The 13,137-nt window shown below is 59.0% G+C and carries 4 protein-coding genes; all 4 read right to left on the bottom strand.

Annotated features, from left to right (window positions below; all coding sequences use genetic code 11):
• Positions 1 to 63 precede the first annotated feature (63 nt).
• Complete coding sequence (locus tag HCH_RS32220; RefSeq protein ID WP_011395936.1) at positions 64 to 5,334, bottom strand: non-ribosomal peptide synthetase; 5,271 nt, start codon at positions 5,332 to 5,334, stop codon at positions 64 to 66.
• Between the two features lie 19 nt (positions 5,335 to 5,353).
• On the bottom strand, positions 5,354 to 9,184 hold the full coding sequence (locus tag HCH_RS09210) for a non-ribosomal peptide synthetase (RefSeq protein ID WP_011395935.1): 3,831 nt from the start codon (positions 9,182 to 9,184) through the stop codon (positions 5,354 to 5,356).
• 4 nt (positions 9,185 to 9,188) lie between these two features.
• Positions 9,189 to 12,188 (bottom strand): non-ribosomal peptide synthetase, encoded by a 3,000-nt coding sequence (locus HCH_RS09205; RefSeq protein ID WP_011395934.1) that lies wholly within the window; start codon positions 12,186 to 12,188, stop codon positions 9,189 to 9,191.
• A 63-nt stretch (positions 12,189 to 12,251) separates the two neighbouring features.
• Positions 12,252 to 13,076, bottom strand: a complete 825-nt coding sequence (locus HCH_RS09200) for an SDR family oxidoreductase (protein ID WP_011395933.1) — start codon at positions 13,074 to 13,076, stop codon at positions 12,252 to 12,254.
• Positions 13,077 to 13,137 lie beyond the last annotated feature (61 nt).

The following is a 13,137-nucleotide window of genomic DNA, read 5'->3' as shown; positions in this document are numbered from 1 at the left end:
AAGTTGTTATTAATACGCAAGTCTCAACAAAGGCCCCACGCCGTCAGGCGCAGGGCCTCAACGTCATTTGGACAGTCGCATCAGCTCGCTGACCGCTGCGGCGGTTTCCGCCGGTTTGGTCCGGCAGAAGTAATGGCCGCCCTCAGTCAGTTCCACCAACGCGACTGACTCGCACACCTTGCTCCATCCCAGGTATTGCTCCCGATACTGTGGCGTCAGGGGGTCGTCTTGCGCCGCCACCATGGTCAGAGGCAATGACATAGGCGTCCCGTTTTCTGTTAGATCAGCAAGGTAACGGTTGGCGCCGCAGGCGTCGTGACGGAAGGCTTTCACCAGCTGCGCCAGTTGCGGCTCGGACAATGCATTCAGATCGCCGTAGCCCGTCTGTGTCACCAGCCACTCACCCACGTCCTGCAGCGGCATGGCCTCCAGTTCATCCGCAAGGCTTCGGGAGCGCTCCGCGTCCGGCAGTAGCTTACCGCCGATAAATACGCCTGCGACGCGGCCGCTTTCCTGCAGCAGAGCGGCGGTGGCCAGGGCGGCGGCGCTGCCGACGCAATGTCCCCAGATGAAGACGTCGCCGCTGATGTTGGCGCTGATTTCCGCTACCACCTTCTTCGCCAGCTCCTCGACGGACAACAGCGCTTCGCCGGTATCGCTCAGGTTATGCCCTGGAGGCTCCACCGCGAAAACCTGCATCTCGGCGTTCATCTCCGCAAGACGTTCGGCGAATGGCTTGAAGTTAATGGCGTTGCCGCCCGCATAGGGGAAACACACCAGCGTGACCGGCGTCGAGCTCCGATCAGGAGTCAGCGCCACCAGCATGTCAGCCTCGTCGGCGGGCATTTTCTTTCTGGCCACATCCGCCAGCGGCGCCAGAGTGGAGTTGCGCATCAGATCCACCAGGGAAATCAGCCCTTCCAGCAGAATGGTGACTTTCATCGCCGCCAGAGAGTTGCCGCCCAGGTCAAAGAAGTTATCGTTGCGTCCAATATTCTCCTGGGGAATCTTGAGCGCCTGCGCCCAGGCCGCTGCGATGCGCGCCTCTACCGTGTCCAGGGGCGCCTGTTGTTCCGTCGCAGTCTCGATGGTTTTGCCCGGCTGCAACGCAGGCTTGCGGAACTTCAGCGCAGATATCCCGTTAACAACCTCAACGCCGCCATCCTGCACATAGCGCCCCTTCAGTTCAGTGGGTCGTAATCCCAGGCCGTTCAGGACCGGGTTAACATCAGTCTCCAGTCTGTCCGCCTCAGCGTTGACAAAGTACAGGTCTCCGATGGCGCCCACAGGGATAAAACGCCCGGATTCTCCCAGGAGATAAACGCCGGTATCCGTACTTTTCAGTTCTGAACGCTGCGCCAGATTCACCGGAACTTTAGCGCCCTGCTCTGCGATAGCGGCCAGTTCCTGTTGCGTCAGAATGGGCAGTTTTCTGAGGTCTGCGTCCGGGTTCCGGGTCATACTTTCGAAGATCGTAAGGTAGTACTGCGCGAAGTTCTCCACCTGCTCCGCCGTGAACGCGTGCTCGTGATAGTGCAGACTGAGCTTCACATCGTCAGTGAAGAAGTGACGGCAGAACTCAGCCCGAATCGCGAACTCCGTCTCCGAGTTCGCACGCACGTCCAGCAGGTTGAACTCCGGCATTTCCTGGAGCTCTTTCAACAGATAGAAATGGGTGTAGTTGAAAGCGGTGTCGAACAGCGGCTCCTGCGTGCCGATATCCTGCTTCATACGCGCCATGGGATAGCGACGGTGCGGCAATAACGCCGCTTCCGCCTGATACACGCGCTTGATCAGCCCGGCCCAGGATTCCGCGTCGACATCCACCCGGAACGGCACGGTGTTGAGGAAAAGCCCGATCGCCTTGGTGGCGTCTTCCGCTTCCGGGCGGCCGCTGTGTTCGTAGCCGGTCATGACGTCCGCATCGCCGGACACCACGCTCAGGAATTTAAGGTGCGCCGCCATCAACAGGGTTTTGACCGGAACGGCTAATTGATCCGCCAGCGCAATGATTCGGTCAGACAGCTGCTTGCTGATGTCCACCTCGTGGAACAGCACGGACAATTCCGACACGGGCTGCGCGACATCCAGTTTAGGAAGGCGGGTATAAGTCGCGCCGTCCAGCATGTTCTCCCAGAATGCGCGATCACTGGCGGACTGCAACGACTGGGCTTCCAGACCGATGTAGTTGCGGATGTGATTGTCCACCTGCGGCTCGTCAAAAGTTCCGCCCTGCAGCAGCCTGTTGTAGATGCGGAATAATTGCGTATGCACCAGGGTGATGCTCCAGCCGTCGAGGGCGGAGTTGTGCTGACTGAGCACATAACGGAACATGTTGTCGCGCAGGACATGCACATGCAGGCGCACCAGGCCGGGCTGATTCCATTCGAAACGGTACGCTTTCTCTTCCGCCAGCCAGTTCTGATGCCACTGCTCCTGCTCTGCTTCGCTCATTCCCCGCAGGTCGTGACAGTACAACGGCGCCTCCACGTCCGTATGCACCATCTGGATGTACTCGTCGAAGCCATCCAGGTGATAACTGGTGCGGAAGATCGGATTGCGCTTGACCAGAATATCCGCCGCGCGCTTGAACACCTCCAGATTGATCGGGCTCTCGATGATGTAGCTGATAATGTCGTGATATTGCGCCGTACCGAAAGTCAGTTCGTTCTGGAATATCAATCCCGCCTGCAACATGGACAGCGGATAAGCGTCATCAACGCCTTGCGGCAGACGCTGACGGTCCTGCTCGCCCAGCAGCTCAAACGCCTCAAAGCGGTGCTGCTGAAGCTCGCCTTTTTCCTCTTCCATCGCCTGCGCCAAGGTCGCGATTGTGGGATTGGCGAACAGTTGCTGGAAAGTGAACTCCAGATCGAATTTTCTGGCTTTGGCGAGAACGGTGACAAAGTGAATGGAGTTGCCGCCAATCGCAAAAAAGTTATCGTGCACGCCAACCCGGGGCAACTGTAAGACCTCACGCCAGATGTCCGCCAGAATTTCCTCGGTGCGGTTACGGGGCGCGGTATATTCAGCAGTTTGCAAATAGCTGTCCGGAGACGGCAGCGCTTTGCGATCCAGCTTGCCGTTCGGCGACAGCGGCATTTGCTCCAGCACGATGACCATATCCGGAACCATGTACGCCGGAACCTGCCCCGCCACATGCTGACGCAGGGTCTCAGGCTCCGGCTCGCCGTTGGCGGTCACATAGGCGACCAGCTTGTCCAGACCGGCGGCGCGATGCACCAGGGTGACGGCGTCGCGCACCGCTGAATGGGACCGCAATACCGCATCAATTTCCTGCAACTCAATACGAAAACCGCGCACTTTGACCTGGTGATCCAGACGTCCCAGATACTCGATTTCGCCGTTGCCGAGCCAGCGCGCCAGGTCGCCGGTTCTATACCAGCGTTCAGAGGCGTTTTCAGGATTTGCGACAAAGCGATCCGCCGTCACTTCCGGCAGCGCATGGTATCCCCTCGCCAATCCGACGCCGGCGATGCAAAGCTCTCCGGGAACGCCAATAGGCAGACGGCGCAACTGCTTGTCCACGATATGAATCTGCGTGTTGTCGATAGGACTTCCGATCGTGACCTTGTCCAGTTCGGGTTTGGCGGTGCAGTCAAGATGGGTGACATCCACCGTCGCCTCAGTCGGCCCATACAGGTTGATCAGACGGGTTCCATTAGCGACGTGCAGCAGCTTTTTGAAACGCTCCGCCTGATGCAGGGTCAACGCTTCGCCAGAGGTAAATACTTTGCGCAGCGACTGCAAACGGGCGACCGCCTGAGTGGACTCCACATAGTCCAGGAAGGCGTTCAGCATGGACGGCACAAAGTGCATGGTCGTCACCTTATGCGCCTCAATGGCCGCCACAATTTTCTCCGGTTCGCGCTCGCCGCCGGGTTCCAGCATGCAGACACGGGAGCCGGTAAAGAACCACCAGAACAATTCCCACACGGACACATCGAATGAAATCGGCGTTTTCTGCAGGATGACGTCCTCCACCGTTAGCGGATAGGCGTTCTGCATCCAGGCGATCCGGTTGATGACGGAGTGATGCTCGATTAAAACGCCCTTGGGTTTACCGGTAGAGCCTGAGGTGTAAATGGCGTAGGCGAGATTTTCCGCGCCGCCAACCGTTTCAGCCTCCGCATGCTCTGCACCCAACGCTTTCTCGTCAATATCGATAACGGTATAGCCAGATGTATCCAACTGCAGAAGATGACGGTGAGTCAGAATCACATTGGCGCCGCTGTTTTCCAGCACATATTGAATCCGGTTGGCGGGATAACCCGGATCTATCGGCAAATACGCGCCGCCGGCTCGCAAAATCGCCAAAATCGCCACCATCATCTGCGTCGAGCGTTCGGCCGCCACCGCCACCAGCTGATCTTCCGCCACGCCGGCCGCGCGCAGCTGCGCCGCCAGGGCGTTCACTGCGTCATTTAGCTGCGTATAGGTCAGATGATCCTGACCACAGACGACCGCCATCGCATCCGGCGTCCGCGCCGCCTGTTCCGCAAAAACCGTTTCGATTCTGACGTCCCGGCGATATTCCCGCTCGGTCGCATTGACCTGCTGCAGCAACGCCTCATCCGCAGGCGTCGTGATGGACGCCGCCGCGACCTCTGCGTCAGGCGCGCTTAATAGCTCTTGCAGCAACTTCTCATAGTGCTCGGTGATGCGCTGAATGCTCTCTGCGTCGAACAGGCCGTCGTCGTAGGAAACCGTGATTTCGCCACAGTCGACATCGACAAAATGACTGATCATAACCCGGCACTGAAATTGACTGGATACCGAAGCGTCTAGCGTCTCAAGCGCTTCCAACGCCACATCGAAAAAGGGATTGCCGCCCTTCTCCGCTTCCAGACCAAATTCGTCCGCCAGCACCGTCAACGGATAGTCGCAGAATTCCAAGCCGGCCAGCATGGCGTCACGGGCCGCGCCCAGTAGTTGCTTGAAGCTTGCGTTCGCCGCCACGCTAATGCGCAGCGCCAAATAGTCGGACAGCTTGCTCTGCTCCGGTTGCAACGGCTGCCCGATACAGGCCGTGTCGGAGCCGGTATAGCGACGCAGCAATTCCGCCAGCGTCGCCAGCATGACCACCTGACGGGTGGCGGTTTTGCCGCCGCTTAACTTATGCAGACGCTGTCTCACGTCGGCGTCCAGCTTATGCACATAACGCTGATTCAACGCCCCCGACGGCTTCACCCTATCGGGATGAAACAGGCTTTTCTCCACCGGCTCCGCCAACAGGCCGCGCCAGTATTTACCGTGCTCCGGCCGCTGCGCCGCCGCAACCTTCAATTGTCCTTTGGTTTCGATAGACTGCATGTCCTACTGCCTCTAAATTTTAAAATTCAAACTCGATTTCCGGTAACGCAACCGGGCCGCTTTCTGCATCCTGATTCAGTGTCCGAATCTGGCCATTCACGTCATTCAGCGCCTTATCGATAATCTCCAGCAGCCGATCACGGAAAGAAGCCAATGTCTTGGTGGTGAAAAGGTCGCGATTGAAATGCCAGCTTGCTCGCAGGGCGGACTCGCCCTCTTCAATTTGCAGATTGAGGTCATAGATGGCCGCGCCGGTGGCCGCCGGCGTCCAGACTATAGAGCCCCCCAAAAACGTTTGTTTGCTCAGCCCCGTGTTCTGCAACGCAAACATGGCGTCGAATAACGGAGACCTGCCATAAGAACGCTCTCCGGCGACCTTCGCCACCAGACGATCAAAGGGGTAATCCTGGTTGTCGAAAGCGCCCAGCGTCATCTCGGCCACTTCACGCAAATAGTCTCCAAAGCGCGCAGCCAGAGCCGGTCGCAGCCTCAGACAGAGCGTATTTACGAACATCCCCTGAATGTCGTCGACGCCGGGGGCCAGACGACCGGCGACAGGCGTCCCGATGGTGATGTCATCATGGCCGGTGACCTGGGCCAGGAAGACGCTATAGCAAGCCAGCAGAAACTGGTAGGCGCTGACTTGATGGCGCTCAGTGAGACGACGGATGCTGATCGTTCTCTCTTCTCCCAGATTGAACTCAAGAAACGCCCCGTTGAGACTGCGCACCCCGGACCTTGGAAAGTCCGTGGGCAAATCCGGTAGCGCCGGCTTCTCCGCATACATCTTCAGCCAATACGCCTCCTGCTCCGCCAGATGGGCCTGCCCGCCGTCGCTGGCCAGCCAGCATGCATAGTCACGATATTGCAGAGGCGACCCAGACAGACTGTGACCGCGATACAGCGCCTCCCACTCCGCAAACAAACGGAGCAGTGAATAGCCGTCGGTCAAAATGTGGTGAATATCAAAGAGCAGGCAGGTTTTCCCTGTGTCGCGATAGAGCGCTGCACGCCACAGGGGGCCCTGCTGCCAGTCAAAGGGACGGATGAATTGAGTCAGCGCATTAAATACATCCGAAGCCGCCGGAGCCTGCGCTATCGACACAGCCAGATCTGCATGAATCCGCTGACGGGTGACCTCCCCTTCGCGCTCAAACGAAGTGCGGAGAATTTCGTGTCGAGCGACTAATTGCCGCAAAGCCTCCTGCAGGCGATCCGGATCTATATCCGTCGGCAGCTCCACCCAAATCGGCAGATTGTAATGACAGGCGTCCGCCTGCTTGGACTGTTCAATGAACAAACGCACCTGTTGCGGCGTCGCCTCCAGACAGGCTTGCGCAGGCGTAGCTTCAACGCCGGACCGGGGGGAACCCTGCCCCCGCTGCTTTCTGACTAACGCCGCTAACTCAGCCACGGTTCCACAACGTAAAACATCAGCGACTGAGATTCTCACGCCCAGGTCACGACGGGTCCGAGAAGCGATTATGGCGGCGGTCAACGAGCTCGCGCCCCGCCTGATCAGGTCGTCATCCGTAGACAGATAGTTCAGGTTTAAGAGCGATCGGCCTATTTCCAGCAAGACGCGTTCGATATCATCCGCCGCTTCGGCGCCGCCGGACTCTTCCTGCCTCATCTCAGCCAATACGCGCCGGTTCACCTTGCCATTAACCGTCAACGGCAGTTCGGGCATGGCCCAGACCGCCGCAGGAACCATGTGCGCCGGAAGCTGATCGATGAGCTGCTGGCGCCAACTATCCAGATCAAACCCCTCAGTAACTCCCAAGTAGCAATGCAACCGATATTCCGCTGCTCCCTCGGGCTTGAGCGCAAGCACCAGCGCCTCATTCACCGTCGGATGCGACAGCGCCGCTTTCTCGATTTCGCCCAGCTCAACCCGAAAGCCGCGAATTTTGATCTGAAAATCCTGACGTCCGAGAAACTCCAGCTCATCCTCGGCATTCCAGCGCGCCCGGTCTCCCGTGCGATAGATCCGGCTTCCCGGGACATAAGGATGGGGCACAAATGCTTTGGCCGTGTCCTCTTCCCGCCCCAAATACCCTAACGCCAAGCCAGCGCCGCCGACATACAGCTCACCTTCAAACAACGGCGGCGTCAGACGACCAAACCGGTTCAGCACCAGCGCGACGGAGTTACTGATGGGAACGCCGATGGAAATACTGTCCAGTCGAGCGGGATCAATACGTTGCACCGTGGATATGACCCCGTTTTCAGTGGGGCCGTAGGCATTCAGAATCACGATTCCCGGACAGGCGGCGTATACCGCCGCCACCTGCTTCGGGGAGATCACATCGCCGCCCACCAGCAACTGGCTCAGGGGCGCGAACATGGCGGGATCGTCGCTGGCCAGCTGTGAGAACAGCGAAGTCGTAATCAATGCCACATCCGTTTTCCGTTCCCGGAAAAAGCGCGCCAGTTCAACGCTATCCAGGAGCACTTCCCTATCGACAATCTGCAGACAGCCGCCGTTGAGCAAGGCCGCCCAGATTTCAAACACACTGGCGTCAAATCCCGTCGCCCCAGCCTGGGCGACGCGCACGCCGGGCGGCAGGTCGAGATAAGTGGCGCGCCGAACTAGGCGCAGAACGCCCGCGTGCGTGTTCAGCACGCCTTTGGGGCGTCCTGTGGTGCCGGAGGTAAACATCAAGTAGGCCGCCTGTGCATCCGCCGGAGCGGACTGTGACGGAGCTTGAATTTGCAAGGCGCACACCCGTCCGCCAGGCATGTCCAGCGACAGCGACGCATGCTTCACATCGGCAGGGACAGTCGGCGGCGCGTCTTCACTGTGAATCAGCACAGCGGCCTGGCTGTCCTCCATCAACAATTGAATGCGCTCGACGGGATAGTCAGGGTCCAAAGGCATATAGACGGCTCCCGCTTTCAGCGCCGCCAGTGCGGAAACCGCCATGGGGATGCTGCGCGGGGTATGAATGGCGACGACCTGACCCGGCTGCACGCCCAGCTCGCGCAGGGCCTGGGCGAGTTGGTAGCTGGCCTCATCCAACTCAGCGTAAGTAAGAGAAATCTCGCCATGGATGATCGCCAGCGCCCTGGGAGTTTCCGCCACCCGGGCCGCAAAGGCTTCTTCGACTCTGACATATTCCGCGAAGTCAGATGTTGCGCCAGTTCCCCGCTGCAATCGTTCAGTAATCTCATCCGGCGCCAATAGCTCCAATTGAGACAACGGCAGATCGCGCACCAAGCCCATCTCCAGAATATTGATGACCGCAGCGCCCAGGCGTCGCAGATAGCCGTAGGAAGCGAAAACGCCTCCGCCCTGGATCACCAGTTCAGCGCCTTCGCCTTTTGCGCGCAGCTCCATCACAATCGGCGCGCGGGGCGTCTCCGCCTCGCCAAGATTAAATAGCAGGGGCGTCAGCAAGTCCTGCGCCGGCGGCAGAAGACCGTATTCCTCCGCCGCCAGCTTGAGGTAAGGAAACGCCTTGTGGGACAGCGCCGCCGCCATTTTTTCGGCGACTTGCTCAATCACCGGGGGCAAGTCAGCGCCAGGGTCCAGTTCAAATGTCAGCGGCATGATAGCGCCGTCATCCACTTGCACTGACAGCGTCTGCCGCTCCAGATCATTTAAGTGCATCAGCGCCGTCAACCATCCCGCCAATACGACCTGCTGCGGCGTACTGTTCGCCTCTGCGGCGGCGTCCCGTACTCTATCCATCAAGCCAGGAACGACTGGCATGCTCGCCACCAAACGCTCCGCCGGCTCAGCGGCGCGGGATGGCGCTTTCAGTTCCGTTGGCGACCAATCGGCGCCGAACAGGGCTCTCCAATAGGTTTCCGCCGCGCGGATCGCCTCAAGCTCAGTGAAATCCATATCCCTATCCTCCCTTGCCGACCATCACCGGCGCTAATTTTTCAATGGTCTGTCGCACGTATAATTCACGTATCGGAAGCGCGGGCAATCCCGCCGCTCTCATGGCGGAGGCGATTCTGACCGCATATAAAGAGTTGCCGCCAAGGCTGAAGAAGTTATCGGCCGCCGTCACTTCACGCCCCAGCACCTCACTCCAGACCCTGACCATGTCCGCGACGAGACGGTCGGCTTCTGTTTCCGCCGCCATCTCTTCCACGCTGCTTTCGACGGGCTCGGGGGAGCGCTCCGCCACTACAACCCTGGGCTTATCCGCCACCTTGCCCTGTCCATTGGGTGCAGGCAGCTTTTTAACGTCCAGCTTGCCATTCGCCGTCAACGGCATAGCGTCAACCGGAGTGAAGGTGGAAGGCATCATATAAGCGGGCAGCACCTTCTCCGCTTTGACGATCACGTCCTCCACGGCGATATCCGACAACACAAGATAACTGTCCAGACGGGCGGAGGCTGGATCGTTTTTATCCGGCTGATTCAATACCACCGCCGCCGCTTCCACACCGTGGACGCCAAGCAACACCTTGCGGATTTCATCCAACTCGATGCGGAAACCACGCAATTTCACCTGACTGTCCAGACGCCCTAAATGCTCCAGGCGTCCGCATGGCAATAAACGCCCCTTATCGCCGCTGCGGTACATGCGACCGCCGCAGAAGGGGTCCGGCATAAAGCGTTCTTCCGTTAAATCCGGGCGGTTCAGGTACTGTGAAGCGACGCCCGCTCCCGCGACGTAAATTTCCCCCGCCACGCCCACCGGCAGAATATTGCGCGCGGCGTCCAGTACATATAAACGCCAACCGGGAATCGCCGGACCGACGGAACGGGAGCCGACCATAGCCTCTGCACGCGTAATCGTCTGGGCGGTGACATGCACCGTGGTTTCGGTGATGCCGAACATGTTCACCAGACGACAACGGGATTCCGGATAACGGTCGAACCACTTCATCAGCATTTTCGCGTCGAGGGGCTCGCCGCCGAAAATAACCAGTCGCAAATGCGCCAGCGGAGCGCCGTTGCGCTCCATTTCCATGAACTGGGAGAAAGCGGAAGGGGTCTGGTTCAGCACCGAAACCTGCTTCTCTCTGACCAGTTCCAGGAACTCGTCAGGCGCACGGGACACCCAATAGGGCACAATTACGAGATGGGCGCCCGTCAACAGGCTTCCCCATATTTCCCATACTGAGAAATCAAACGCGGCGGAGTGGAAAAAGGTCCAGGCGTCCTGCGCATTGAGGCCAAAATCCTCCTGCGTCGCCGCCAGCAGACTGACGACGTTCTTATGGGGAACCACCACGCCTTTGGGCTTGCCTGTCGATCCAGAGGTGTAAATCACATAGGCGTCTTCTTCGGCGCTGAGTTGCTCCGCCGATGGCGTCGCGACTCGGGCGTCGTCAATACTGCGCTCCAGCTCCGATGGCGTTATCAACCGCCGCTCCTCCGCCGCCGGGAATGCGTCAGCGTCGGTGATCACCAGTCGAATTTCGGCATTGTCACAGGTATAGGACAACCGCTCTTCCGGGTAAGCTGGGTCCATGGGGATATAAATTGCGCCTGCTTTCAGAATCGCCAGCATAGAGGCGATCAAATCGAATGACCGCTCCAGACAGATGCCGACGCGATCGCCGGGCTTGACGTTGAGCACGACCAGATTCAGCGCCATAAGATGCGCCTTGCGCTCTAACTGGGCGTAGGTCATTTGCTCGTTTTCGTAGGAAAGCGCGATGGCGTCCGGGGTGCGAGCGACCTGACGGGCGAACAACTCCTCCAGACGTTCGGTTGGAATATCGCCAAGCTCACGGTCCACGCCTAACGCCGCCACTTCCTGCTGCGCCTTGGCGTCCAGCAAGGGGAAGCTGCACAAATTCAATTCGCCGTCCGCGCGCAACAGTTCATAAGCCCGCCGTACGCACTGGAAAAACTGTTCGACACTGTCGGCAGCAAACACGCCGCCGTCAGCCAGTCCACTGATGCAATATCTCCCCTGTCCCTGACTCTCAATGAGCAGCGTCAGTGGATATGGCGTCCCCAGGGATGGCGCATAGTCGCATGCCGCCACTTTGTCGTGCGGCGACGCCGCGGCGTCGTATATCAGCGCCGCCAGAGACACCTCGCCGCCGTTTTCACAGTCCTGCAGACGATTCGCCAGCTCCTGCGAACGCCAGATTGGTTGCCGCAATGAGTGTTCGATACTCAATTTTAGAGTCTGCGCCGTTGCGTCTTCCTGCACCGGCGCGGCGACCAGCGACCAACCGCTCACCGACTCGGCGCGGCTGTCATTAATGGCGACGACCGGAACATTCGTTGCGGAATAACGAGCCCAGACTGTCGCCAACGCGCTGACCCACCCCGTCACCAACTGCTGATCATCCTGGTCGCTGAAGACGCCCAGACGACGCCTGATCACGCCCTTCTCGCACTCATCGCCCTTCCCCCGCCAGTCTGGAAGCGGAGAGAAATCGGCGGACAGCAGAGAGCTCAACTCAGGTTCAGGCCCTGACGACGCCGCAGGCGCCTGGTAATCCGCCTCTTGCTCGGAGATGGCGGCGCATACCAGAGCGTCCATGGCTGATTTATCAAACACCGCGCGATTGGCGACAATCACCAAATCAACAAAGCGGTCTGTGTAGGCCAATAACACCACGCGAATATAGGGAAACGTCTCGGCCAGCGGCCTTTCCATTTCCTTCCTGACTCGGTCCGCCGCCTGCAGGCTGTCCGCCCGATAACGCAGCGTCTCAAGCCAGACGTAATCGCGGCCCTCGGCCGCTTTTTGCATCACCGGCAAGATTGCAAGATTTTGTTTCAGCCGTATCGCAACGGCCTCTGGACTGACGGATTGCGTCAGTCGGTATGCGGCGGCATGCAACGCGCTGGGCGCGACATCGCCGTCACTCAGGTAAGAGTTCAGATTCCCGGCCATTTCCGGGTCATTAAAAAAAATGCTTTTCATGGCAGCGCCTTATGTCGAATGAGAAAAACCGAACAGTCCTTGGCGAAGAACCCCAACTACCGTTTAACGAGCGGAGAAGCCGCCATCGACGGTGATCACGCTTCCGGTGACCTGACGGGATTCGTCCGAAGCCAGCCACACGGCGCTATGGGCGATATCCTCAGGCTCGATCAGCGCATTCATAGGCTGCGCCTGCACAAAGGTGTCCTCATGCTCGGCCACTGGCACATGCAGTGAGCGTGCGATCTCAGACAACATGCGACCTTCGACATGGGAGGCGTCGCGCACGGAGCCCGGACATAACGCATTGACCCGGACTTTAAGAGGCGCGTAATCCAGCGCGACGGCTTTGCTCAGGCCGATGACGCCATGTTTGGCCGCCACATAGCCGGAGAAGTGGCGATAACCAACCACCCCCGCCGTAGAAGCGATGTTGATGATGCTGCCGGAGCGACGCTCCGTCATGGATGCGCCGACAGCGCGAATCATCCGCCAGGCGCCGGACAGGTCGACATCAATCATGGTCGTCCATTCATCTTCACTGATGTCATGGGCGATTTTTCCTGATGGCGCGGCGATGCCTGCATTATTCAGCAGCACATCAATGCGTCCAAAGCGGTCCAGCCCTTTTGCGACGACAGCGTTAATCTCGGTCTGGCGCGTTACATCCGCCAGACCGGTCATTACCGCCACGCCCTGCTCTTCACATAATTGAGCGGTATATTGCAGCTGGCTTTCCGATCCCAGGGGATAAGGCACGGTGGCGATATCCCTTCCAATATCCAGCAGTATCAGGTCCGCCCCCTGCCTGGCGAACTCAAGGGCGCAGGCGCGCCCCAACCCTCTGGCTGCGCCGGTGACCAGCGCTACTTTTCCTTTTAGTCTCATGGCTATCTCCTTGACGACACTGCGATCCACCTATTAATCAGGCGGACAAATAGCTTCCTTC

Source organism: Hahella chejuensis KCTC 2396 (genome assembly GCF_000012985.1).
Lineage (GTDB): Bacteria > Pseudomonadota > Gammaproteobacteria > Pseudomonadales > Oleiphilaceae > Hahella > Hahella chejuensis.
This window is presented reverse-complemented; position numbering and strand designations above follow the sequence as displayed.